This is a genomic window from Streptomyces sp. NPDC059866, assembly GCF_042731325.1.
In the GTDB taxonomy this organism is placed as follows: domain Bacteria; phylum Actinomycetota; class Actinomycetes; order Streptomycetales; family Streptomycetaceae; genus Streptomyces; species Streptomyces flavusporus.
Window position 1 is genome coordinate 1 of record NZ_JBHWJT010000027.1, and the last position, 23,796, is coordinate 23,796.

Consider the following 23,796-nt stretch of genomic DNA (forward strand, 5'->3'; position numbering starts at 1 on the left):
GGACGGCAACGAGCAGAACCTGCAGCAGTTCGTGAACCAGTCCCCGTGGGATCCGGTGCCGGTGCAGCGGCGCATCTGTGAGCGGATGCTGCCGCTCATCGACCCGACGGCCTGGGTGATCGACGATGTGTCGGTGCCCAAGGACGGCCGGATGTCCGTCGGGGTGGCTCCGCAGTACTGCGGGGCGTTGGGCAAGCGGGCCAACTGCCAGGTCGCGGTCAGTGTCCATGCCGCGCGCGATACCGTCTCCTGCCCGCTGCAGTGGCGGCTGTTCCTGCCTGCGGAGTGGGCGTCGGACGCCGGCCGCAGGACCGTCACCCGCGTCCCGCCCGAGGTCAGGCACCGCGAGAAGTGGCGCCTGGCGTTGGACATGCTCGACACGCTGGCCGGCTGGGGCATGAGGCCGCCGGTCGTGGTGGCTGATGCCGCCTATGGCACCAACGCGCACCTGCGGGCCGCCCTGTCCGATCGTCAACTCGCCTACGTACTGGCCGTCCGGGCGGATGTCACCGCCCATCCGTTCGACGCGAAGCCCGTGGCCCCGGACCGCAACGGGCCTGTCGGCTGCTGGCCTCAGCCCCGCTACCGCCACCGGGCACCGTCGATGGCGGCCCTGGCCGTCAGCCTTGGGCGCGACGCATTCACACCCCTGACCTGGCGGAATGGCTCGCGAGGGGAGTTACGTTCCCGCTTCGCTGCCGTGCGTGTCCGCCCGGCGGGCAAGGCCGTCGAGCGTCCGATCAAAGCCGCTGCCTCAGCCGAGCAGGGCTGGTGGGACGGGGTCCTGCCGGACTGCTGGCTGCTGGTCGAATGGTCCGCCGACGCCGAGGCGCCGACCGATTACTGGCTGTCCAACCTTCCGGCCGACACTCCGATCGCCGACTTGGTCCGTCTGGCCAAGGTCCGCTGGCGCATCGAGCACGACTACCGTGAACTCAAGCATGGCCTGGGCCTGGACCACTTCGAAGGCCGTTCCTGGCCGGGCTGGCACCACCACGTCACCCTTGTGACCGCCGCCCACGCCTTCCTCACCGAACAACGCCTGGCCCCAAAAGCCCCCGCACCGGTCTCACCCTCTACCAAGTCCTCGACACCCTCCAGGACGTATTGAGGTGCTGGACCGGCATCTGCACCACCTGTCACCAGCCCCTGCCCAGCCGGACACACACGGCGCCAAGATCGAGACAGACCTAACGGAGTCCTACTAGGCGGCGAGTTCTCGAGCGAGGCCGAGCGGGTCGACGGCAACAGCCAGACGGGAGCGCTGCGGATTCCTCAGTGCCCCTTGTCATGCGGCCGATAGGGATGGCTTCCCGTACATCCAGCGCAGCGGTGCGGCCGGCGGATCATCCCAGTAGGCCTGAAAGCACGGCGTTCCAGGGTGCGTCCCGTCCTGCGCGAGGCGTCGGCAGGTGCCCTCCCGCTTGTTGCAGGACACGCACAGCAGGCCTTCTCCGAACTACGGGTTCAGCCTACTTGGATTGCGCGAGAGGCGAGGAAGGCCGCCTTTCGCGTCGGGTCGCCAACGGCTAGGGTTTGGACGCAGCGAGTCACCAACGAGGAGCCAAGACATGGTCGGTGTTCCGAGCGCGCGTTGACGTTGTTGGCCGTGACCGGCCTGTCATCGCGTGCTGCCCTTGATGTTGCGGCATAGCGAGCCTTCCCCTGCCTGAACCGTCGGTGCACCTTTCATGTGCTCGGTGGCGGGCCTCGTTGTCGGCAACACAAGGGATTCCCGTGCCGTCCGCTTCCTCCGCTGTATCCGATTCCGGTCGACCTGTTCCGTCAAGCCTGTGGCGGGACGCCGACTTCCGCAGACTCTGGACGGGGCAGACAGCCTCCCAACTCGGTGAACACGCAAGTCTGGTGATTCTGCCGCTCTTCGCCGTCCTGACATTCAACGCCAGTCCTGGCCAGCTGGGCGTCCTTCGCGCAGTGGGGCAGGCGCCGATCCTGTTGCTCTCGCTCTTCGTCGGCGCGTGGGTGGACAGGTGGCGGACCCGCACGACGATGGTGCTCACGGACGTCGGTCGGGCCCTGGCCCTGGGCGCCGCCGCCATGGCCAGCCTCTTCGGCTGGCTCGGCCTGCCCGCCCTGCTTGCGCTCGCCTTCGCCGTCGGGGCCCTGTCCGTGTTCTTCGACGTGGCATACCAGGCGTCTCTCGTACGACTGGTGGAACGCGACCAACTGGTGCAAGGCAACAGCGCGCTCGAGGGCAGCCGGTCCGCGGCCCAGATCGGCGGTCCCGCTCTCGGCGGTGCGTTGGTGTCCCTGCTGTCGGCGCCGATTGCTGCCACCTCCAGCGCGCTGTTTTTCGCGCTGTCGTTCCTGTCGCTCCGGCGGATCCGCCGAGCCGAATCGATCCCGGAACTCCCGGAACACTCCCCTCGGGTCTGGCAGCGGATCCATGAGGGCCTGCGTTTCGTCGCCGGCGATGCCGTGCTTCGGACCGTATGCCTGGCCTCGGCCGCCTTCCAGTTCTCCTTCGCGGCCGTGATGACCGTCTATCTACTCTTCCTGCCGCGGGAACTGCACCTGTCGGGCACCGTGGTCGGGCTGGCGCTCACGGCGGCGGGACTGGGCGCGCTCCTAGGCTCGCTGCTGGCCGCCCGCCTGCCGAGCCGGTTCGGTCATGGCGCGATGCTCGTGTGTGCGGCGGCACTCGGCGACGGCGTGTTCCTGTGCGTGCCCGCGCTGCACGGCCCTGCCACGGTGACGGTTCCCGCGCTCCTCGCGGTCGGCTTCGTGTTCGGGTGCGGCGGCCAGTTGGTGAACGTCACGGTCATGGCCGTCCGGCAGGCCGTCACTCCGGATGGGATGCAAGGCCGCGCGGCCGCGACCATCACGTTTGTCGGCATGGGGATGACCCCGCTCGGTTCTCTGGTCGGCGGATTTCTCGCGGAGGAGTGGGGGCTGCGCACGAGTCTCCTGGTGACGGCCGCAGGCATGATGCTGTCCCCAGTGGTGATGGCTTTGTCCCCGCTCGCACGCCTGGGACGGGAGCTTCCGCCCTCGCACGATGCGCCGGGGACGGCCGCCCACCCTGAAGCCCAGGAGATGGCCCTCCGCGACACTGATGAGGCTCATGACGCGGCCACTGAAACCGGTTCATGACAAGAGGCCAGGGCCGCTAGACCGTCCGGCGATCTGGCTGAAGGTCGGCAATCCCAAGTGGGTGACTGTGGGCTTGAGAGAGACATCAAGTTGGGCCAGCTTGTCCTCGGCGCCGGCCAGGCTGATCTCAAGGCCTTCAACCTCGCCGAGCCGGGGCCGCTGGCCATTGCCGGAGGTCCACCGTGTGAGCGTCTGCCGGGATGAGGACCGGGAACGAGAAGTGCCTTGTGACCTGTAATGATGAGAGTTCTCGACGCTCACATCAGGGCGCCTCGTAAGTGAAAAACCCGGGTGCCGGTCTTCGCCGCGTTCGACGATCCGAATCTCTTGGCGCATGGCAGGTTGGGGCCGGCCATCCGACTGGCCGAGCGGTGAGGCCTGCCCGCCCGGCAACGACGGAAACAGCCGCCAGCAATCCCGGACGACCGCGAGTGACGAACTCGTGCGATGGGCGGTGAAAGCGTCCACGACTGGCTTGGCCGCCTGGGCGGTCTACTGGATCGAGCACCGCTGATCCGGTGCCGGCTGGGACTGCCCGAGGTACTCCCAGCCGGCCCCCTTGCCAGAGCAGGCGCGGGGAGACGGAGTCCTTCGGTGACAAACGAAGTCGACAACTCCTCGCTCACAGGGGGCAAGGTCTTCGTCAAGGATGAGTACGCCGGGAACCGACTGTGCCTACAGTCCCCGGTGTTCTGAATATTCGATGCACCAGTCTTTGCCTCCTGGGACCCTTGATCAGGCAGTACGGGAGGGGCACAACCTTGATCATTCTCGACGCATGCATTCTGCGGGCTGTGGTCTCGGCAGCAGTAGCGCGGAACTTCTTCAGACCATTCGCGCCGTCGGCACCGAAGGCATCTCCGTACCGTGGATGGTCCTGGAGGAGCTCGCGGCGCAGCAGGCTGTGAAGTACCGGCAGAAGTACGAGGCCGCTGTGCAGGCCATCGAAGCCCTCGACCAGAACACGCCCTGGAAGGTGCCGACCGTCCTCGGGGACTACGACCCCGAACGAGTCCGCAAGCACTGCGCAAGGAGTACCGCAACATCGTCGACGTGATCGAGACCAGCGAAAGCGCCCTCCGCGAGGCCGCGTTCCGCGAGGCCAACGGCCTGGCCCCGTGCAAGGTCAACAACGGTGGCAAGCAGACGAAGACGGGCTTCCGAGACACGGCCATCTGGATGTCGGCCATCGAGTACGCCCGCATCAATCCGGAGGAGACCGTCTACTTCGTCAGCTCCAACACCCGCGACTTCGGGGACGGCACCGCCTACCCCGATCCAATGGACCAGGACGTTAAGACCGTGTCCTAGGTGATGAGGCGGCATCCGGCCACGGAGCCTCCGCAAAAACCCGTTGGCGGACCACGGCGACCGTTGCTAATCTCCCGGAGGCCGTGCGAGAGAACGAGGAGGTGGTACCCGTGAACGTATCGACATGGGTGCTCCCCTCCGGGGTCACGGTCGGGCGATAGGTCGTCCGGGAGCGCCGCTCTGAGCCCTCCCGAAAGGCACGACCGTGCAATTCACTTCTGAACAGCGCCTCGACGACGGCGTCCTCGAGCGCGAATTCACCCTCGGCGAGATTCCCGGCACCCTGTGGACGCCTGGATCCGCACCGGCCCCGCTGGTCCTGATGGCCCACAACAACGGCCTGCCCAAGGCGGAACCCCGGCTGGTGGCCCGGGCCCGGTACACCGCGGCGCGCGGCTACGCGGTGGCCACCATCGACGCCGCCGGGTGCGGTGACCGTCCCCGTTCCGCCGCCGACGAGCAGGCCCGTGCCGACCTCCGGCGGGCGATGCAGGCCGACGAGCCGGTCGACGAGATCTTCGAGTCCTTCATCGGCCCGCTGGTCGAAAACGCGGTCCCGGAATGGCAGACCACTCTGGACGCCCTCCTTTCGCTGCCCGAGATCGGCGGCCCGGTCGGGTACTCCGGGGGGTGGACCGCCCTCGGCATTCGGCTGGCGGTGGTCGAGCCGCGCATCGCGGCCGCAGGCTTCTTCGCCGGAGGGTACGTGCCCCGTGCCCAGCGCGAGGAGGCCCGGCAGGTCACCATTCCGCTGCTGTTCCTGCTGCAGTGGGACGACGAGGGGAACCCCCGGCAACGGGCCCTGGACCTGTTCGACGCCTTCGGCAGCAAGGAGAAGACGCTGCACGCCAATCTGGGAGGGCACACCGGCACCCCGTGGTTCGAACTGGAGGACGGGTGCCGGTTCTTGGACCGACACCTGAAGTGAGGCCGGGCCGTCTGGCGGGCAGCAGACGGTAGGCGGTCTCGGCCAGGATGCCGTCATCGAGGACAGGTCCCGGCCCTCCTCGACGGCGGTGGCCGGCAGATGCACCACCGCCCCGATCGCGGCGGTACCGGCCCTCGGCGGCACCGACCGGTCGGGGCGGCGCTCGGCCACCAGCGCCGCCATCAGCTGGGACCATGCCGCGAGGCACTCGACCCGTACCTCGCGGATCGCCGGGCAGGCGACCGGGCCGGGCCGGGGTTGGCGGCCAGCAGCCGGCAGTAGGTACGCATCGCGGCGTTCAGCATCCCGCGAGGGCCGCGCTGGGCTCGGTGATCCGGCTGACCTCGGTGAACAAGACCTCGGTGGCGGCCCGGTACGCGGCGACGCCTACGGCATCTGGGTCGACCAGACCGGCCAACCCCGTGATCAGCCTGTGCCGCCGGTGGTGGGCAGGTCCGGTCTGGGCTTGCCCACCACTCAACCAGTTCACGATGCATGGGAGCACGAACGTGCCAGAGATCAGCACCAGCGGCACCGTGGGTGTCGACCACAGCCACTTCTCCATCGCCTAACAAGCTCCGAGCCTCGGCCTGCCGGAATTCAGAGAAGGCGAGCCCGTAACCGTCACTCACGGGCTCATCACGATCACCACCCGCGTCCAGGACCACACGGCACATGTCACACTGCGTATCAGCGACCACGCTCTCGCACCCGATGAGACATGGCAGTCCCTGGGGCAGTACCCCTACCGTCCAGTGCACACCGGACACATGGTGGTCAGCGAGACCGCCACAGGAAGCGCCTGGGCCTCGGGCCTGCGACTAGGCCCAGTTCCCGTACTTCTCCGGCAGGTGCACCCACTGCGACCCCGTCTGGAACTTCCAGGTGATCGCATCGATCACCTCACGGTGATCCCGCCACCGCCCACCCCGCCTGGGCGTCCGGTCCGGCAACAACGGCTCGCTCCGCGCCCACTGCGCGTCGCTCAACGGCACACCTGAACCAACGATCAGATGATCCGAACGAACGGCCTGGAGGTGATGCCCGGCATACGCACGGGCAAGTCGCGGTTGCAGGCCGCTCGCGCGCGTGGATGGGCGGGTACTCCCCGACGGTTCCGTCACGAACTCAACTGGACGGCGCAACCGGGGACCACATGCCGAGCCACTGCTCGGCGCCCCATGCCTCGAACCGCTCCACCTCGGTGAACCCCAGCTTCGCCGCGAGGCGCATCGAGCCGACGTTGGCGGTCTGGGTGGCGAGCACCACCGGCTCGCCGGGAAGCGCGCCGGCGAGCCAGCCGAGTGCTGCCGCGCACGCCTCGGCGGCGTACCCGAATCCCCACGCCCGCGGCAGGAACAGGTAGCCGAGATCGGCCTTCCCCGCGGCAGCCGGGCGACGGTGCTCCGGTGCTCTCCTGAGCAGGATCTGGCCGATCATCGCCCCGTCGAGATCAACGACGAAGCTCCCGGGCCACCGCTCGGGCACCTCAGGCGTCTCGCGCTCAAGCTCGTCACGCGGGCGGGGACCACCGAGGTAGGTGTGCACCTCCGGCGAGGCGAGCAGCTCGATGAACGCCGCACGGTCCCGCGCCTCGGACTCACGGAGCACGAGCCGCTCGGTCCTGATCGGCTCAGGCGGCCAAGCCGCGAGTCCCAGATCTTCCATCCGCGCACGCTAACAGATGGTCAAACCAACCGAACGGGAAACGCTTAACTCCCCGGCCTACGACGCTTAACGGCACGCCTGAACCAACGATCAGATGATCCGAACGAACGGCCTAGACCCAAGCAGCGTCTACATCGTGCACATTTACACCAAAGGCCGCACAGACTCTCGGGAGCGGTGGCAAGCAGCCATGGACCGCGGCGAGTACGGCACCCGTGAACGCTTCGAAGCGTATCTGGCCGTCTTTGTTCCGACGGGGCGCCAGCAACCCCCCGACAACTCCGAGCAGAGTCGCATCCCGGTCGATGAGACAGGCCGACGTCCCAAGAACTGGACCGACATGTCCGGGTAGTTGAGACGCTCCGGGCTGATGGAGGCTCGATTCCCTGGGAGTTGCCTTCTATGTGACCACTGTTGGCATGACCCCTACGTGTCGCGACTGATCGGACACCTGGGGCGTCATGGCCCAAAGGGGTCGTGCCGGCGCTGGACCGGGGCTGCGCCAGGTTCGCATGCGGTGTAGGCCGACCACGCCTACAGAGACTGGCGGTAATCGCTGTACGGGGAGCTGGCCCTCATCGACGCAGATTCAGATCGGGCGGATGTTCTCCGCCTGGGGGCCCTTTGGCCCTGGGTGACATCGAGTTCCACCTTCTGCCCCTCCTGCAGCTCGCGGTAACCCTGGGCGGCGGTGATGTCGGAGTAGTGGGCGAACACATCCGGTCCACCCGGGATCGCAGTGTGCTCGACGCTCCGGGCCGTCCGCCACAGCGCGGCGGAGAGCCACAGCAGGATGACGCCGACCAGGATGTGCAGCGCGCTGGTGAGCAGGGAGTCGGGGAGTGCGGTCAGGAACGCGAACAGGGGCAGGACGGCGGCGTAGCCCCACGACGGAATCCTCGGGAACACGCGGGCACGGATCACCGCCGCCCCCGAACAGGACGCAGCCCACGGCGAAAACGGCCGCGGAGCCGATGAGCGCGGGGACGGCAGGGCCGGTCAGTGCCTCGTCGACGACGTCGTCGAAGTAGAACAGCACCAGGTTCGAGGCGAACGCGGCACCGCCGGACAGGCCGAGGCCAATGAGGTTCACGGTGCGGGCGACGTCCCGAAGCGGCCGGTGGCCGGGCGCTGCCGCAATTGCAGCCCGGTGAGCAGCGGCAGGGCGAACGCGGGCGAGAGCGCGAACGTGACGCTGGTCGCGGACGTCTCGCCGGTGAACGTCTCGACCAGCGCGGGCAGGGTGACCAAGAGGCCGGACAGCGCCCCGCCAGGGCGTCGGCGCAGAACGTCGATGAGGTGGTGGGTGAGGACATGAGGCCACTCCGGTTGCTCGGACAGTGGTCAGGGCCGTCACCGTAGGGAGCGGCGGGGCAGTGGCTGAACGAAGCGAGGCGGTCGGTGAGACTCGCGCTGGGCGACGTACGGCAGTCGGTCCGTGCACTACGGGGCGAGGCGCCGCGCCCCCCGCTGTCGGCCGCGCTCGCCGACCTGGCGCACAGCGGTGAGGCACGGCCGCAAGTCACCGTCGAGGTGAGCGGCGGCCAGGACGGCTACGGCACGCTCGAACTGACCTCCTTGTACCGGGCCGCGCAGGAGGGCGTGACCAACGCGCGCCGGCATGCGCGGGCCACGCGGGTGACGGTGGTGCTCCGCCCGGCCGACGACGCCGCGCGGCTCGTGGTGACCGACGACGGCCGAGGCTTGCGGACCCCTGAGTGGGCCCCTTGATCTTGGTTCGGAGCCGTTACGGGGGCCCTCCCGGGACACGTGAAGGTCCCACTGCTGCTTTTCTGCAAGTCAGAACGTTTCTTCACCACTGACCTGTGGTGGGGCGGGTGGGACTCGAGCCCACGGCCGACGGATTATGAGTCCGCTGCTCCGCTCTACGATGAAATTCGCTCCCTCGACGCTTCCCCGCCTTTCGGCATACGGCTGGCCGCAGTCGGACCGGGAATGCCTTTGCCGCACGCCGTCGGGTGCCGCCGAGGTGATGCGGCATCAAGCCAAAGTGGCCCAAGCTCCGTCGGTCGCCTTCCGAGATCGGTGCGTCGCTCATATCCTCGTGCGCCAATGGTTACCGACGGTAAGGGGTAGCGATGGGCGGCACCACACGCAGAGGGTTCCTGGGCACAGCCGCGGCCGCCGGCGGCGGGATCACCCTCGAAACCCCCAAGCGGACCGCAGCCCAGAACGGCGCCGCCCCACAGACCGTGGTCGTACTGGGCGGGGGCGTCGCCGGGCTCACGGCCGCGCACGAACTCGCCGAACGCGGCTTCCGGGTCACGGTCTACGAACGCAAGGCGCTGGGCGGCAAGGCCCGCAGCATGGACGTGCCGGGCAGCGGCACGGGCGGCCGCCGCCCCCTGCCGGGGGAGCACGGCTTCCGCTTCATCCCCGGCATCTACCACAACCTGCCCGACACCATGCGGCGCATCCCCTTCCCCGGCAACCCCAACGGTGTCCACGACAACCTCGTCGCCCCCAAGGAGATGCTGTTCGCCCGGTCGGGCGGCCGCGAGGACATCCGGATCCCGCTGCCCTGGCCCGGCAACACCCCGGCCGAACTCACCCCCGACGAGATCCGCCGCGCCCTCACCTCGGTCCTGGACACCGCCTTCAACCTCCCCCTCCACGAGGCCCTCTACTTCGCCAACCGCTTCCTGGTCTTCCTCACCAGCTGCGACGAACGCCGCGACGAAGTCTGGGAGCAGATGCCGTGGTGGGAGTTCGTACGGGCCGGACGGATGTCGTACGACTACCAGCGGATCCTCGCCGTTGGCATCACCCGCAACATCGTGGCCACCAAGGCGGAGGAGGCCAGCACCCGTACGGTCGCCACCCTGCTGGAGGCCTTCGCCTTCAACCTCCTCGGGCGGGGCGCGGACGGACCGCTGGACCGGATCCTCAACGCGCCCACCAACGAGGCCTGGATCGACCCCTGGGTGACGTACCTGAAGTCACTCGGAGTCGAGTTCCACATCGGCTGGACCGTACGGGACCTGACCCTGGACGCGGGCCGGATCGCCGGGGCCGTCATGGAGGACCCGGAAGGTGCCCGCCGGACCGTCACCGCCGACCACTACATTTCGGCCATGCCGGTCGAGCATGCCCGCCGCACCTGGAACTCCGCCGTGCGCGCCGCCGACCCCCAACTGGCCGAGTGCGACCGGCTGGAGACGGACTGGATGACCGGCATTCAGTTCTACCTGACCGAACGTACGCCGATCCTGCACGGCCACCTCGACCTCATCGACTCCCCCTGGTCGCTGACCGCGATCGCCCAGGCCCAGCACTGGCCGGGCCACGACTTCCCCTCCGACTTCGGTGACGGCACGGTCGCGGACTGTCTGTCCGTGGACGTCTCCGAGTGGGACCAGCCGGGCATCCTGTACGGCAAGACGGCCAAACAGTGCACTCGCGCCGAAGTCGCCCGCGAGGTGTGGGCGCAGTTGAAGGCGGCACTCAACGACAGCGGCCGTACGATCCTGAAGGACTCCGTGCTGCACTCCTGGTTCCTCGATCCGGCAGTGGACGGACTCGGCACCCCGAACCCCGTCAACGAGGAACAACTGCTCATCCATCCGACAGGGACCTTCCACCACCGTCCGCGGTCGGCCACGAAGATCCCCAACCTCTTCCTGGCCGGCGACTACGTGGCCGTACCCATCGATCTCGCCACCATGGAAGGCGCCAACACCTCGGCCCGGCAGGCTGTCAACGCCCTGCTGGACGGGATCGGTTCGACCGCCGAGCGATGCACCGTCACCCCGCTGTACCGGGCCCCCGAATTCGAGGCGCTCAAACGCCACGACCGCACCCGTTACCTCCTCCGGCTGCCGAATCTCTTCGAGGTCGGTTGACAGCTTTGGTCAACGACCCGTCGCTAAAGCGACGGGCTTGCACAGCGGGCGCCACTGGTTGTGGTGCTGCGCTTGCGTCCTGTCCCGCGCCCCGGTTTCGGGGGCGGGTCTGGGGCGGTTGACTGCGCCCCGCGTCGCCACAACTCTTCCGCGCGAGCGCGGATGTTGCGGGAGCCGTTCCGGTCCGCGTGCGCAACGACGCCGCAGGACCGGCATGCGAACCAGGCCTGGGAGACCCGGTTCGCCTTGTCGATGTGGCCGCACTCGGCGCAGGTGCGCGAGGTGTACGCCGGATCGACGTACACCACCGGCACTCCCGCCCGGCGGGCCTTGTACGCGATGAAGCTTCCCAGCTGGGCGAACGACCAGCTGGAGTGGGTGGCCCGTTGGGGCTTGCGAAGCCGTACCCGTTCGCGGACGCCCGTGAGGTCTTCCAGGGCGATTCCGCGACCGGTGCGTTCTGCCTCGGCCACCACATGCTTCGCGATCTTGTGGTTGATGTCCCGTGCCCGCCGTGTCTCCTTGCGCCTGCGCTTCTTCAGCCGGCGCTTGGCGGACGGGGTGTTCTTCTTCTGCAGCTTGGTGCGCAGCGTGCGTTCCCGCACCCGGATGCGGTTGAGCTCGCGTCCGGCCATGGTCTGACCGTCGGTGGTGGTGGCGATGTTCACGATGCCCAGGTCGACGCCCAGGAAGCCCGCCGGGTCGGTGTTCAGCGCTGCCTGGGGTACCTCGCAGGTGGCCAGGAGGAACCACATGCCGTCCCGGTACACGAGGTCGGACTCGCCCCGGCGGTACAGGGCCAGGGTGGCCAGCTGCTCGGGGGCGGCGGTGAACGCCACGTCCTTGACCCGGCCGTGGACGGTCCAGATGGAGACTCGGCGTTCGGTGATCTGCCAGGACAGCATCCGGTCGTCGTAGGGCTGCGCGCCCTCGGGCCGGAAGGCGATGGGCTTCTGGGTGGCCCGCCGGTACCGTTTGGACCACGGCTTGCCGAGGTTCCCGGCCTTCGCATTCGCCGCCAGTGTGCGGTAGGCGTCGCAGGTCTTCTTGATGACGTGTTGGGCGGCCTGCGCGCCCAGCCCCCACCGCTGCTTGATCTCGGTGTAGGTGTGCTCGCGCAACGCGAAGTTCCGCTTCATGTCCTTGGCGAAGGCCACCTCGGACACCCAGGACGCCGCCTCGTTGCAGGAGTGCAGGGTCGCCTCAAGTGCCGACGCCTGTACAGGCGTCGGCAGGAGCTTGACCTGCACCACCATTTTCACCCGGCCAGGCTGGCGCCTGGCATTGGCCTGTGTCGCCGAGATGGGAACCAAACCCCGAGATACGCAGGGGGCGTAGCGTCGTTTACGCTCTGCACGCACATTTGGTCTTCACCCCGAGGTACCGTCGCGGAGTCCTCACCGATGATCTCCTCGCACGCTGCGAGGAGATCATGCGGGACGTCTGCGCCGACTTCGGCGCCGAACTGGCCGAGTTCAACGGTGAGCGGGATCATGTGCACCTGCTGGTGTATTACCCGCCCAAGATCGCCCTCTCCCGGCTGGTCGGCTCGCTCAAGGGCGTCTCCGCCCGCCGCCTGCGCCAGGAGTTCCCCGACCACATCCACCGTTTCCTGTGGGGCGAGCACTTCTGGTCCCCCTCCTACTTCGCCGCCTCCGTCGGCGGAGCCCCTCTCTCCGTGGTCAAGGAGTACATCGAGAACCAGAAACGCCCCGACTGAGGCGGGAGCGCTCTCCGGCTCCGCCGGACAGCCCTACGGGCGCTCCGCGCCCGAACCCCGGGACACTGCGACGCTCCCCGTCGCCACCACACGATGCGATTCCTCCCAGGCGTAAACGCCTGGGGTTCCTCGCAAGAGCCTCGCTGAAGCGTCACGAGGCTCTGCGGGGCAGAGGAGGGGAGTAAGAAGCCGACTGCGCATCGGTGTGCCAGCTCAATCGTCTCGGTTCTGTGCTGTGGTGGCTGCGGTGTCGCCGGGCAACTGTTGTGCGCTGCGGCTGGCGGAGGCCACCAGGTAGCCGGGGAGGTGGAACCTGCAGTGCAGGTGCACTGGTGCGCCGCAGTCGTCTGCGAGGGCGTGCAGTGCGGACGGGCTGTAGGCCTTGCGCAGGCTGATCGTGCCGTCGTGTGCGGCTGTGGCCCCGCCGAGGAGGAGCAGCAGCGGGACGATGGCCAGGTATGCGGGGTGCCGCCAGGCGTCGATGATGAGCAGGCGGTGTGCGGCTCGGGTGCCTTCGCGGAGCACCATGCGTACCTGAGCTGGTTGCAGGTGGTGCAGGGACATGGTGAAGACGGCCACGTCCCAGGTGTGGTCGGGGGCGTCGATGGCAGTGGCGTCGATGACGCGTGTGGTGACCCGTGGGTGGTCGCCCAGAGGGCCGGTACGGAATGCCTGGACGGAGTCGGTGCTGATGTCGCTGACGGTGACGTGTGCGGTGGGGTGGTCGCGCAGGAGCTGTTCAGCGAGGTGGCCCCGGCCTGCTCCGAGTTCGAGGATGCGGGGCTCACGCTGCCGGCCGGCCTCTGCCAGGGCCAGTCGGCTGAACGTGCGGTAGGCCAGTGACGCGCGCTGGAAGCGGTCCAGCTCGCGCAGTCCCCTGCGGGCCCTTTCCGCCAGCCGGGGATCGGGGTGGTCGATGAAGTCGATCCACTCGGCTCGGTCGGTTTCGTACAGACGGTCCCACCATGGGGCGCCGGGGCCGCCCCGGGGGAACTGCTCGTGGTGCATGGTGCTCCACCTCCCGCGGTGGTGTGTGCGTGTGCGGATGCGGTAGTGGTGTGATGTGCAGCGTGGGGTGTTCACGGGTCGGCGAGCTGGTTGACCGCGGCACGGAAGAGCGTCGGTGCGGCCAGGCATGCGGGCACCAGCAGCGAGCGGGCGCCAGGGTGGGTGGTGGCGAGGACCAAGGTGTGGGTCAGCCACCGGTAGCGGCGCGTCAGGCGCCGCCAGGCGTGCCCGTAGCGAGCGGGGGTGTCGGCGACCAGGGCGTCGACTGCGGCTTCGGCCTGGGCCAGTGCCAGGCTGATGCCCTCGCCGGTGAGCGCGTCCTCGTACCCGGCTGCGTCACCGACGAGCAGGATCCGGCCCACGACGCGGCGCGCCGGCTGCTGCCGCATCGGGCCGGCGCCGCGCACGCTGGACGCCGGGGCGGCGTGAGCGAGCCGATGGTGCAGGTGAGGGAAGGCCTCCAGCAGCCCGGCGTAGGTGTGGTGTGCCGCCGCGCCCGACGGCGTGGCGTCGGGGCGGTACAGGACTGCGACGCCCACCTGGTCCGCAGCCACGGGGGTGATGTACGCCTCGGCATGTGGGCCCCAGACCACCTGCACGTTCTGGCTCCAAGGCTCGGTGTGCCAGTGACGGCGCAGTCCGAAGCGGCGCGGGAACCCGCGCCGGACGGGGACACCGAGGTGACGGCGCAGCGGGGAGTGCAGACCGTCGGCGGCGATGAGCCAGCGTGCGCGCAGTCCTGCGGCGTTCACCCCGGTGGCATCCTGCGCCGCTGCCGTCACACGGGTATCGAGCCGGTGAGCGCCGACGGCGTGCGCGGCGGCAGACAGTGCGGCCTGTAGTTCGGTGCGGCGCACGCCCATGCCGGGCCCGGCTCGGAACGGCGCGTGCGCCCGGCGGCCGGACAGGTCCAGGTAGTCGATCCCGGTCAGCGGCGCCCCTGCCGGGCACACCCCCAGGGCGTGGAGCCGTCGCACTCCGCCGGGCATCAGCCCTTCGCCACATGCCTTGTCCACCGGGTCGGGCCGCTTCTCACAGACGGTCACGGACATACCCGCCCGCGCGGCGTACAGCGCGGCGGCCAGCCCGGCCGGACCCGCGCCGACGATGAGCAGATCGGTGTCGTACACGTCGCGGCTCACGCTGAAAGTCCCAGCGCCGCGTTCTCCACCCGCAGGCGCACGGTAAGGACCGCGGCATTGGCAGCAGTGAACAGCAGCGCGGTCAGCCACGCACTGTGCACCAGCGGCAGCGCAACACCCTCGGCTGCGACGACCACGTAGTTCGGATGCCGCAGCCACCGGTACGGGCCACGCCGCACCAGCGGCAGTCCCGGAACGACGATGACCCGGGTGTTCCAGCGCGGGCCCAGCGACCACACGCACCACCACCGCAGCCCCTGCAGCAGCACCACGGCACACAGCGCACTCCAGCCCAGCACGGGGATGAACGCCCGCCGCGCGACGGCGACTTCCGCGAGGATGCCGACCAGCAGCGCCGTGTGGACGGCCACCATGACCGGGTAATGGCCTCGGCCGTGTTCCACACCACCGCGCACCTGAGCCCATCGGGCATGCCGCCTGGAGACCACCAGCTCCGCCAGCCGCTCTGCGGCGACCGCCGCCACCAGCACGACCAGCCACGCCGGCAGCATCCCCATGCGCATCACCACGCTGCACCGCTGTCCGCCGGGCCGGCCACGGCCTGCGGGCACCAATCAGTCCTGCCAGGCGGCGCGCATGATTGCCTGACAAGCTCGGACAAGGGCATACGCCGACTCCTTGAAGCGGTTCGAAGGCGGGCAGACGGCAAGCCGCCGCGGTCAGGGGACGTTCCGGGTCACCAGCGCAGCAGGACCAGCTCGCTGGCGAAGCCCGGCCCCATCGCGGTGAGCAACCCGACGCAGCCGGGGGCGGGCGGTGCTTCCAGCGTCGCCCGCAGCACGTCCAGAACGGACACCGACGACAGGTTGCCCCGCGTCGCCAGGGAATGACGGGTGTGGGCCAGCGCCTGCTCGGGCAGGCCGAGGGCACGCTCCACCGCGTCGATGACCTTGGGCCCGCCGGGATGGCAGATCCAGGCGGCGACATCGCCGACCGTCAGGCCGTGATCGGCCAGGAAAGCGCTCACGTCCTTGGGCAGTTCCCGCTCCGCCACCGTGGGCACGTCCGGGGACAGCACGATGCCGAACCCGCTCGCGCCGATCCGCCAGCCCATGACGTCGGTGCTGTCCGGGTAGAGCCGGCTGCGGGTGGCCACGACCTCCGGCCCGCGGCAGCCCCGGGCCCGCTGCTCCCCCACGGCAACGACCGCCGCGGCACCGTCCCCGAACAGGCTCGTGGCCACCAGATTGGCCAGGGACCAGTCGCCGCGCTGCACCGTCAGCGAGCACAGTTCGACCCCCAGCAGCACCCCGACCTGGTCAGGAAACGCCCGCAGGTAGTCGTGCAACCGCGCGATGCCCGCAGCCCCCGCGGCGCAGCCCAGACCGAACAGCGGGATGCGCTTGACGTCCTGGCGCAGCCCGATCCGCTGCGCCAGGCGGGCCTCCAGCGACGGCACAGCCAGGCCGGTCACCGTCGTGCTGATCACCACATCCACCTCGTCCGGCTCCACCCCGGCCGCGCTCAATGCCTCGTTCACCACCTGCTCGCCCAGCTCCAGGGCCGTGCGCAGCCAGGCACGGTTGGCGCCGGTGAACCCGTCCAGCGCCGCGTACTGATGAAGCGGCAGCGACAGGTTCCGCGTGACCACCCCGGCGTTCGCCGACACCCTGCCCAGAGCACGATGCGCACCCGCAGGTCCGGGGAGCAGATCCGCGAATGCCGTTGTGATGTCCTCCTGCCGGTACTGGTGCGGCGGCACAGCCACCTCGACCGCAACCACCCGTGGCCCGGCACCGTCCCCTCCCCGCTGCGGTTCGCTCGTCGCCCGGTCCACTGCCCGCCCTCACCTCGATGCCACCCGACGCCCACAGACTACGGACAAGATCACCACGAACGGATAAATGGGAGGATAGAAGGGTGATATCTCCACTAAAGGGCTAAGGGGTCGTTTTCTCTCGTGAAGCGCGCTTTGCATCTCCTCTTTCGAGGAGGAGTCGTTGTTCCGGTGGGTCTGGCGGAGTCAGTGCGTCGGATATACCCCAAGGGGTGGGAGTCGTGCGGCAGGTAGCGCCACTGCACCCCGGTGCGGTTCACGTACAGGATCGCGTTCATGATCTCGCGGAGATCGTGCTCCGGCAGGTGTCCGATGTCCAGCGAGGCTCTTGCGAGGAACCCCAGGCGTTTACGCCTGGGAGGAATCGCATCGTGTGGTGGCGACGCGGAGCGTCGCAGTGTCCCGGGGTTCGGGCGCGGAGCGCCCGTAGGGCTGTCCGGCGGAGCCGGAGAGCGCTCCCGCCTCAGTCGGGGCGTTTCTGGTTCTCGATGTACTCCTTGACCACGGAGAGAGGGGCTCCGCCGACGGAGGCGGCGAAGTAGGAGGGGGACCAGAAGTGCTCGCCCCACAGGAAACGGTGGATGTGGTCGGGGAACTCCTGGCGCAGGCGGCGGGCGGAGACGCCCTTGAGCGAGCCGACCAGCCGGGAGAGGGCGATCTTGGGCGGGTAATACACCAGCAGGTGCACATGATCCCGCTCACCGTTGAACTCGGCCAGTTCGGCGCCGAAGTCGGCGCAGACGTCCCGCATGATCTCCTCGCAGCGTGCGAGGAGCCAGGTCGGACCGGATCGCTGCGGGGCAGGGTCGACGTCGGCAGCGTGCAGGATCTCCCAGACCGTGGATGGGACGATGGCGGCGCTGGACCGAGCCCGGCAGGATCACCGGCCGGGCTCGGTCCTGCTCGGACGTTGTCCCTCGGACGCCGTCCGGGCACTCCGGCAGCGTCGGAGGTGTTGCCGGTGGGCTCCTGGCCTCCGTGGGGCAGCGAGCGGGACGAGGCGTTGCAGGAGCGGCGACGGGGCGCCATCCCCAAGGGATGGCGCCCCCGCCTCTGTGTCTTGGCCGCCGGTCAGTCGGCCGGTGTCAGCGCGACCTCGGCGCTGCCCGACAGGGACGGCAGGCCGTCCGGGGGCGTGTCCTTGTAGGTGGCGTTGAAGACCGCCTTGAGGTTGTCCGCACCGGCGTGACCGCCGTCCACGAACGTCTTGAACGATCCCGAGCAGCCGTTGCTCGAAGACAGCGGATGGCCGTGCGAGTCGTGGCCGAGGATGAACGAGACGGTGACCTTCGAGCAGTCCACCGGCTGGTCGTCGGTGACGGTGACCTCCCAGGTGACCGTGTCACCCCAGTGGAAGGCCGTGCCGCCGTGCGGGGCCGGGTCGGTCGTGAGGGAGACGACCGGCGCCTTGTTGCCGACCACGACGGGAACCGACGCGGAGGCCGAGCGTCCGGTGCTGTCGGTGACCTTCAGCGTGGCGTCGAAGACGGCGTTCTTGGTGAACGTGTGCTTCGGGTTCGCCTCCGTGGAGTCCACGGTGCCGTCGGCGTCGAAGTCCCAGGCGTAGCTGAGGGCATCACCGTCGGCGTCCTTGGTGCCGGCGCTGGAGAACTGGACCGTCAGCGGGCTGGTGCCGTTGACCACGTCTGCGGCGACCTTGGGCTCCGGGGTGCGGTTGCCTCGCGTGAAGTCGATGCGGGAGAGCTGGGCCTCGGGCAGCTCCGCGAAGTACCCGGTGCCGTACTCGAGGACGTACAGAGCGCCGTCCGGGCCGAACTCGGCGTCGATCGGGCCGTCCGTGGTGATCGAGGGGATCGCGTCCTCGATCTTCTCGACCTCGTTCTTCTTGCCGAGGGTGATGGCCTTCATCTGGTCGCGGGTCCACTCGTAGAAGAGCGGCTTGCCGTCGAAGTACTCGGGCCAGCGGTTCTCGGCCGTGTTCCGCCTGTCGTAGCGGTACGCCGGGCCGCCCATGGGGCCGATGCCGCCCGTGCCGAGCTCGGGGAACTCCTCGGAGGCCCCGTAGCCGTAGACGATCTCCGCGTCCGTGACCGGCGGCAGCTTGCTCAGGCCGGTGTTGTGCCGCGAGTCGTTGACCGGCTTGGCGCAGTTGAACGCGCCGGCCGACTTCTGGGTGGCGAAGTCGTAGTCCTGGTACGGCATGTCCTGGGTCACGCAGAACGGCCAGCCGTAGTTGGCGGGGCGGTCGATGACCATCCAGCGGCCGTGGCCGGCGGGGCCGCGGTCCGGGTTCGCCCTGTTGGCGTCGGGCGAGTAGTCGCCGACGTAGACCTCGCCGGTCCTGTCGTCCACCCCGAAGCGGAAGGGGTTGCGCAGACCCATGGCGTAGATCTCGGGACGGGTCTTGGGGGTGCCCGGTGCGAAGAGGTTGCCGTCCGGTACCACATAGCCGCCGTCGCGCTTGACCTTGATGCGCAGGACCTTGCCGCGCAGGTCGTCGGTGTTGCCCGAGGTGCGCCGCGCGTCGTAGGCCGGGTTGCGGTCGGTGCGGTCGTCGAGCGGGGCGTAGCCGTCCGAGGAGAACGGATTGGAGTCGTCACCGGTCGACAGGAACAGGTTGCCCTTGTGATCGAAGTCGATCTTGCCGCCGACGTGGCAGCAGATGCCGCGGTCGGCCGGGACGTCGAGGATCTTCTGCTCGGTGTCGAAGTCGAGCTTGTTGCCCTCGAGCTTGAACCGCGACAGTCGCGTGACGCCCTTGTACTTGGCGAAGTCCTCGGCCGTGCCGAACTGCGGTGCGTCCCCTTCGTTGACGCCCGCGGTGGCCGGGTCGTCCATGGGAGTGTCGAGGCGGGGCGAGTAGTAGAGGTAGACCCAGTGGTTCTTGGCGAAGCCGGGGTCGACGGCTATGCCCTGCACGCCTTCTTCGTCGTGCTGGTAGAGCCCGGCGGGGCTCTTCTTCATGTCGGCGGCAAGGAAGTTCACGCCGCTCTTGGGGTCGTGGACGCGGACCTCTCCCGTGCGCGCCGTGTGCAGCACCCGCCGGTCCGGCAGGACGGCGAGGGCCATGGGCTCGCCCGGGCGGTCGTTGAGGGTGACCTTCTGGAAGTCCGACGGGGCCGGCGGTGCGGTGTCTGTTTTGGCGGCTTGGGCTGCGGAGAGGGGCAGGAGCCCGACGGCTCCCGCCAGCGCAGCCGCCCCCACGAGGGTGACGATCCGTCTGTTGCGCACTCAGAACTCCTTTGGTCTGGTCAACGGCTGCAAAGGCTCGGGGGCTTGGCCCCCGGCCGGCCGCTACAGGGTGAAGGCGAGTGAAAAGCCATGCGAAGTACGTGAGTTGGACGCTAGAGCGCCCACTTTCGACCCGTCAAGGACAAAGTTTCAACCTTTTCAGGGAAAGTTTGTCCGGGTATTTCAGATAGTTTCGGGCATGCCCGGAGGCCCGCCCCGCGCCGAGGCCCTGGGCGGGCGATACGGGTGACGCTCGGTCAGTTGCGCGCGCGCAGGGCCGCGAGGTTGTCGTAGCCGATCCGGGCGAACTCCAGGGACTGGCCGGGAACGCTCGTGCTCGGCGCGTTGTCCTGCTCGACCATCGGGTTGTGGTAGTTCTTCGCACCCACCCGGGTGAAGAACTTCCGGTAGTCGATGTCCCCGGTGCCGAACGGCACCATGTCGTAGCCCAGGCCGCTCTGGGGGTTGACCACGCCGTCCTTCGCGTGGAAGAGCGGGAAGCGGTTGGTGTTGCGGACCACGAGACCGGCCGGGTCGAAGACCTGCTCACGCTGCGAGCCGTCGTGGGCGGTGTACGTGTGGAACTTGTACTGGGCCACGTGCGCCCAGAAGACGTCCAGCTCCAGATAGACGCTCTTCGGGTCCGTCACCTCCAGGAAGTACTCCAGCTTCCGGATGCCGGAGCTGCGGGTCGGCCGGCCCTGGGCGTCGAGCGGACCGCCGTCGAGCAGGAAGTCGTAGGCGCTGTCGTGGTTGTGGGTGTAGAGCTTGACGCCCTCACGGCGGGCGATGGCGCCCATGGTGTTCCACTTCTCCGCGGCCACGTCCCAGTCGGCCCGGTAGGGGCTGCCGGTGGGGTCGCCGCCGGTGCCCATGTGGTCCATGCCGAGGATGTTGGCGATCTCCAGATTGCGCTTGAAGGTGTCCAGGTCGGCCTGGGTGAGCGGCCAGGACGGCGGGATGAAGCCGTGGCTGCCCTGCGCTCGCAGCCCGTACTCGTCGAGCCAGGAGCGCATCAGCTTGGCGCCCTCGACGGTGCCCAGGTTCGCGCCGCCGGGCGCGTTGGCGTGCTGGCCGTAGCCGGCGAACTCCACCTGGCGGTAGCCGAAGCGCGCCAACTGGCGGAAGACCTCACGGAAACCGGAGGGCAGGTTGGAGGCGAGCGGGTCGCGGCCGATCGCGTCGCGGACGGTGTAGAGGATGATGCCGCGCTTGTGCGGCGGGACCAGAGCGGAGCGGCCCCGGTCCGTGTCGGCGGCCTCCACGCCGTCCTGCGCCAGCGCGGGCGCGGCTCCGAACACCGGTGCGGCGATCGCCGCGGCGGTGGCCGCCGTGCAGGTGCTGAGGAAACGGCGACGGCTGACGCCGAGCGTGCGGCGCAGGGCGTCGCCGGTGACGGATTCGTCGTTGAACGTGGTCACAGTGTGTCTCGCTTTCGTTGTCACGGTGCTGCGGGTGCCTGACGGCAGCCGCCTCAGGAGAGGCCGGCGAGCCGCAACAGCAGGGACTTCACATCGGTGGCCGCTACGCGGCCGGACACTGCGCGGGGGGTGGAAACCAGGACGAGCGGACCGTCGTCGTCGCTCGTGGGGAGGCGGCCGTGGCTGCCGCGAACAGGTGAGGGATCCAGGGGCACGACCGCCATGCGGTAGCGCATGCCGAGCTTCTTGCGCGCCAGCGCGGTCGCGGCCTTGACCTTGACGTAGGGGTCGAGCGGGTCCATGAAGAGTTCGACCGGGTCGTAGCCGGGTTTGCGGTGGATCTCGACGAGCTGGGCGAAGTCGGGGGCGCGCGCGTCGTCGAGCCAGTAGTAGTACGTGAACCAGGCGTCCGGCTCCGCGACGGCGACGAGTTCGCCGGAGCGCGGATGGTCGAGATGGTGCGCCTTCTTGCCGTCGTCGTCGAGGATCTCGTCGACGCCCGACAGGTTCTCCAGCGCCGCGCGGGTGGCTTCCAGGTCCTCCGGGCGGCGGACGTAGACGTGGGCGATCTGGTGGTCGGCGACGGCGAAAGCGCGGGACGCCATCGGGTCGAGGTACTCCATGCCGTCCTGGATGTGGACTTCGAGGAGTCCGGCCCGGCGCAGGGCGCGGTTGATGTCGACGGGGCGGCTGACGCGGGTGATGCCGTACTCGGACAGGGCGACGACCGTGCGGCCCTCGGCGTGGGCGTCGTCGAGCAACGGGCCGATCACGGCGTCGAGTTCGGCGGCGGCGCGGTGGGAGCGGGGGTCGTCGGGGCCGTAGCGCTGCAGGTCGTAGTCGAGGTGTGGCAGGTAGCACAGGGCCAGGTCGGGCCGGCGGGTGCGCAGGATGTGGCGGGTCGCGTCGGCGATCCACTGGCTGGAGACGATGTCCGCGCCCGGTCCCCAGAAATGGAAGAGGGGGAACGTGCCGAACTTCTCGGTGAGTTCGTCGTGCAGGGCCGGCGGGCGGGTGTAGCAGTCGGGTTCCTTGCGGCCGTCGGCGTAGTAGACGGGGCGGGGGGTGACGGTGATGTCGGTGTCGGCGCCCATGGCGTACCACCAGCAGATGTTGGCCACCGTGTAGCCGGGGTGGGCACGGCGGGCGGCGTCCCACAGTTTGTCGCCGGCGACGAGACCGTTGTGCTGGCGCCACAGCAGTACGTCGCCGAGCTCGCGGAAGTACCAGCCGTTGCCGACGATGCCGTGCTCGCCGGGGAGCACGCCGGTGAGGAAGGTGGACTGCGCGGCGCAGGTGACGGCCGGCAGGACGGTGGACAGGTTCGCCTGCGAGCCGGAGGCCGCCAACGCCTTGAGGCGGGGCATGCGGTCGAGGAGCCGGGGGGTGAGGCCGACGACGTCCAGGACCAGAAGGGGGGTGGGGCGCTTGTCGCTCATGGCAGTTCCTTCACGTCCGTCACGGCAGTTCCTTCAGGCCGAGGTCGGTGAGCAGGTCGCGGGCGAGGGCCAGTTCGGCGGCGATGCCGTCGACGAGCTGGGTCCTGGTGCGCGGGCGCAGCTCGGGCGGGAGGGCCTGCCAGGTGTAGGTCTCGACCTCGAGATGACGGGTGCGCGGCTCCATGCCTCCCACCAGCAGGGTCAGCACGTCCTGGAGCACGTGCAGAGTGGAGGTGAGCGGTGCTGCGGGCGGGGCGTGCAGGGGGACGTGGAAGTGGGCGCGCCAGGGCGCGTCGTCGGGCAGGGCCTCGCCGGCCAGCGCCTCGCCGAGGTCGTCGGTGCCGCGCAGTCCGGCGGCCGTGAGGGTGCGGGTCTGGTGCAGGAAGCGCGGTTCGGCAAAGGCCGCGAGGGCGTCGCGGACCTCCGGCAGACGGGGCTCCTCGGCGTGCAGGGCGGCCGAGAGCTGCGCCTTGTGGACGCCGACACCGGCCGCGTCGAGCGCGGCCAGCGCCGTTTCCGGGTCCTCGAAGGAGGTGGCGAGATGGCAGGTGTCGACGCACACACCGATACGGTGGCCGGGCAGCACGGTGAGCGGTCCGATCGCGTCGGTGGTTGTCTCCACCGTGCAGCCGGGCTCCGGTTCGAGGGCGATACGGATCGACTTGCCGGTCAGCTCCTGAAGCGCGTCGAGCCGCTGCGCCAGGGTGGTCAGTGCCGCACCGGCGGTGTCGGCGGCGCGCTCGTCGAAGTCGGTCCGCCAGGCGAGCGGAAGGGTGGAGATGGTCCCCTCGGTGACGTCGTCCGGCAGGAGCGCCGTCAGGAGCCGGGCCAGGTCGGTGGTGTGCGCGAGGCGTTCGGTGTCGGCCCAGTCGGGCTTGTAGACGCGGTACTTGACCTCCTCCGCGCCGAACCCCTCGTAGGGAAATCCGTTCAGCGTGACGACTTCGAGGCCGCGCCGGTCCAGCTCGGCCCGAAGTTCCCGCAGCGCCACCGGGTCGGTGATCAGCGCGCGTGCGGCGTCCTTGGCGAGCCACAGGCCGATGCCGAGGCGGTCGCGTCCCAGGCATTTGCGGACCGGCTCGCAGTGGTCGCGCAGCTGGGCGAGGACCCCGTCGAGGGTTTCCGCAGGGTGGACGTTGGTGCAGTAGGCGAGGTGGACGGTGGAGCCGTCGGGGTGCCGGAAGCGCATGGC

At 69.3% G+C, this 23,796-nt stretch carries 21 protein-coding genes and 3 pseudogenes; 8 read left to right on the forward strand and 16 right to left on the reverse strand.

The features are described 5' to 3' along the window. The 5 genes from ACFV7R_RS34200 to ACFV7R_RS34220 all read left to right on the forward strand — a co-directional run. Positions 1-1,111, forward strand: a 1,111-nt coding sequence (locus ACFV7R_RS34200) for an IS701 family transposase (protein WP_385270426.1), incomplete at its 5' end; no start/stop codon positions are given. 626 nt (positions 1,112-1,737) lie between these two features. Further along, positions 1,738-3,114, forward strand: a complete 1,377-nt coding sequence (locus ACFV7R_RS34205; RefSeq protein ID WP_385270429.1) for an MFS transporter — start codon at positions 1,738-1,740, stop codon at positions 3,112-3,114. A 778-nt stretch (positions 3,115-3,892) separates the two neighbouring features. After that, positions 3,893-4,171 carry a hypothetical protein gene (locus ACFV7R_RS34210; RefSeq protein ID WP_385270432.1) on the forward strand — a complete coding sequence of 93 codons (279 nt, stop codon included), beginning with the start codon at positions 3,893-3,895 and terminating at the stop codon, positions 4,169-4,171. Continuing rightward, positions 4,168-4,425, forward strand: coding sequence for a PIN domain-containing protein (locus ACFV7R_RS34215; protein WP_385270435.1), 258 nt, complete (start codon positions 4,168-4,170; stop codon positions 4,423-4,425). Before ACFV7R_RS34210 ends, ACFV7R_RS34215 begins: the two co-directional genes overlap by 4 nt. Positions 4,426-4,630: 205 nt before the next feature. Next, a complete protein-coding gene (locus ACFV7R_RS34220) occupies positions 4,631-5,353 on the forward strand; it encodes a dienelactone hydrolase family protein (RefSeq protein WP_385270438.1) in 723 nt (240 codons plus the stop codon). 298 nt (positions 5,354-5,651) lie between these two features. On the opposite strand, the gene ACFV7R_RS34225 is transcribed toward ACFV7R_RS34220, so the two are convergent. From ACFV7R_RS34225 to ACFV7R_RS34245, 5 genes and pseudogenes are all read right to left on the reverse strand, one after another. Further along, positions 5,652-5,834, reverse strand: a complete 183-nt coding sequence (locus tag ACFV7R_RS34225) for a hypothetical protein (protein ID WP_385270440.1) — start codon at positions 5,832-5,834, stop codon at positions 5,652-5,654. A 340-nt stretch (positions 5,835-6,174) separates the two neighbouring features. Continuing rightward, a complete protein-coding gene (locus tag ACFV7R_RS34230; RefSeq protein ID WP_385270443.1) occupies positions 6,175-6,342 on the reverse strand; it encodes a transposase in 168 nt (55 codons plus the stop codon). Positions 6,343-6,481: 139 nt separating this feature from the next. Then, entirely contained in the window at positions 6,482-7,021 is a 540-nt protein-coding gene (locus tag ACFV7R_RS34235; RefSeq protein ID WP_385270446.1) for a GNAT family N-acetyltransferase, read from the reverse strand. Between the two features lie 589 nt (positions 7,022-7,610). Further along, positions 7,611-7,792: pseudogene (locus ACFV7R_RS34240) on the reverse strand (cold-shock protein). 318 nt (positions 7,793-8,110) lie between these two features. Then, positions 8,111-8,272, reverse strand: coding sequence for a hypothetical protein (locus tag ACFV7R_RS34245; RefSeq protein ID WP_385270449.1), 162 nt, complete (start codon positions 8,270-8,272; stop codon positions 8,111-8,113). Between the two features lie 150 nt (positions 8,273-8,422). Between ACFV7R_RS34245 and ACFV7R_RS34250 the strand changes: the two genes are divergently transcribed. Both ACFV7R_RS34250 and ACFV7R_RS34255 read left to right on the forward strand, forming a co-directional pair. Continuing rightward, positions 8,423-8,752, forward strand: a complete 330-nt coding sequence (locus ACFV7R_RS34250; RefSeq protein ID WP_385270452.1) for a sensor histidine kinase — start codon at positions 8,423-8,425, stop codon at positions 8,750-8,752. A 368-nt stretch (positions 8,753-9,120) separates the two neighbouring features. Then, entirely contained in the window at positions 9,121-10,884 is a 1,764-nt protein-coding gene (locus ACFV7R_RS34255) for an FAD-dependent oxidoreductase (protein ID WP_385270455.1), read from the forward strand. Between the two features lie 23 nt (positions 10,885-10,907). Here ACFV7R_RS34255 and ACFV7R_RS34260 read toward each other — a convergent pair whose 3' ends face one another. Then, positions 10,908-12,146 carry an RNA-guided endonuclease InsQ/TnpB family protein gene (locus ACFV7R_RS34260; protein ID WP_385270458.1) on the reverse strand — a complete coding sequence of 413 codons (1,239 nt, stop codon included), beginning with the start codon at positions 12,144-12,146 and terminating at the stop codon, positions 10,908-10,910. A gap of 29 nt (positions 12,147-12,175) precedes the next feature. On the opposite strand from ACFV7R_RS34260, the gene tnpA (ACFV7R_RS34265) reads away from it, so the two are divergent. Then, positions 12,176-12,604, forward strand: a complete 429-nt coding sequence (tnpA, locus tag ACFV7R_RS34265; RefSeq protein ID WP_385270461.1) for an IS200/IS605 family transposase — start codon at positions 12,176-12,178, stop codon at positions 12,602-12,604. 213 nt (positions 12,605-12,817) lie between these two features. Here the strand turns inward: tnpA (ACFV7R_RS34265) and ACFV7R_RS34270 are convergent, their stop codons facing one another. From ACFV7R_RS34270 to eboE, 10 genes and pseudogenes are all read right to left on the reverse strand, one after another. Then, positions 12,818-13,612: a class I SAM-dependent methyltransferase gene (locus ACFV7R_RS34270; RefSeq protein WP_385270464.1), complete on the reverse strand. Its 795-nt coding sequence runs from the start codon at positions 13,610-13,612 to the stop codon at positions 12,818-12,820. A gap of 71 nt (positions 13,613-13,683) precedes the next feature. Then, entirely contained in the window at positions 13,684-14,754 is a 1,071-nt protein-coding gene (locus ACFV7R_RS34275) for an NAD(P)/FAD-dependent oxidoreductase (RefSeq protein WP_385270467.1), read from the reverse strand. Continuing rightward, positions 14,751-15,278, reverse strand: coding sequence for an isoprenylcysteine carboxyl methyltransferase family protein (locus tag ACFV7R_RS34280; RefSeq protein WP_224740431.1), 528 nt, complete (start codon positions 15,276-15,278; stop codon positions 14,751-14,753). Before ACFV7R_RS34280 ends, ACFV7R_RS34275 begins: the two co-directional genes overlap by 4 nt. 173 nt (positions 15,279-15,451) lie before the next feature. Further along, positions 15,452-16,552, reverse strand: coding sequence for a type III polyketide synthase (locus ACFV7R_RS34285; protein WP_385270470.1), 1,101 nt, complete (start codon positions 16,550-16,552; stop codon positions 15,452-15,454). Positions 16,553-16,770: 218 nt separating this feature from the next. Continuing rightward, a pseudogene (locus ACFV7R_RS34290) lies at positions 16,771-16,872 on the reverse strand (transposase); the annotation flags it as partial. A 143-nt stretch (positions 16,873-17,015) separates the two neighbouring features. Beyond that, positions 17,016-17,327, reverse strand: a pseudogene (gene tnpA, locus ACFV7R_RS34295) (IS200/IS605 family transposase); the annotation flags it as partial. 296 nt (positions 17,328-17,623) lie between these two features. After that, positions 17,624-19,744 (reverse strand): PQQ-dependent sugar dehydrogenase, encoded by a 2,121-nt coding sequence (locus ACFV7R_RS34300; RefSeq protein ID WP_385270472.1) that lies wholly within the window; start codon positions 19,742-19,744, stop codon positions 17,624-17,626. A 257-nt stretch (positions 19,745-20,001) separates the two neighbouring features. After that, positions 20,002-21,165, reverse strand: a complete 1,164-nt coding sequence (locus ACFV7R_RS34305) for a sugar phosphate isomerase/epimerase family protein (RefSeq protein WP_385270475.1) — start codon at positions 21,163-21,165, stop codon at positions 20,002-20,004. Between the two features lie 53 nt (positions 21,166-21,218). After that, positions 21,219-22,604 (reverse strand): alkaline phosphatase family protein, encoded by a 1,386-nt coding sequence (locus ACFV7R_RS34310; RefSeq protein WP_385270478.1) that lies wholly within the window; start codon positions 22,602-22,604, stop codon positions 21,219-21,221. A gap of 19 nt (positions 22,605-22,623) precedes the next feature. Beyond that, the gene (gene eboE / locus ACFV7R_RS34315) at positions 22,624-23,793 is read right to left on the reverse strand and encodes a metabolite traffic protein EboE (protein WP_385270481.1); all 1,170 of its coding nucleotides are present in this window, start codon (positions 23,791-23,793) and stop codon (positions 22,624-22,626) included. Positions 23,794-23,796: the final 3 nt, after the last annotated feature.

What these genes read in the sequence shown, in the direction of transcription:
- ACFV7R_RS34210 (WP_385270432.1), top strand. Translation starts at nt 3,893, where the DNA reads ATGCATTCTGCGGGCTGTGGTCTCGGCAGCAGTAGCGCGGAACTTCTT.
- ACFV7R_RS34235 (WP_385270446.1), bottom strand. Translation starts at nt 7,021, where the DNA reads ATGGAAGATCTGGGACTCGCGGCTTGGCCGCCTGAGCCGATCAGGACC.
- ACFV7R_RS34255 (WP_385270455.1), top strand. Translation starts at nt 9,121, where the DNA reads ATGGGCGGCACCACACGCAGAGGGTTCCTGGGCACAGCCGCGGCCGCC.
- ACFV7R_RS34270 (WP_385270464.1), bottom strand. Translation starts at nt 13,612, where the DNA reads ATGCACCACGAGCAGTTCCCCCGGGGCGGCCCCGGCGCCCCATGGTGG.
- ACFV7R_RS34280 (WP_224740431.1), bottom strand. Translation starts at nt 15,278, where the DNA reads ATGCGCATGGGGATGCTGCCGGCGTGGCTGGTCGTGCTGGTGGCGGCG.
- ACFV7R_RS34310 (WP_385270478.1), bottom strand. Translation starts at nt 22,604, where the DNA reads ATGAGCGACAAGCGCCCCACCCCCCTTCTGGTCCTGGACGTCGTCGGC.
- eboE (WP_385270481.1), bottom strand. Translation starts at nt 23,793, where the DNA reads ATGCGCTTCCGGCACCCCGACGGCTCCACCGTCCACCTCGCCTACTGC.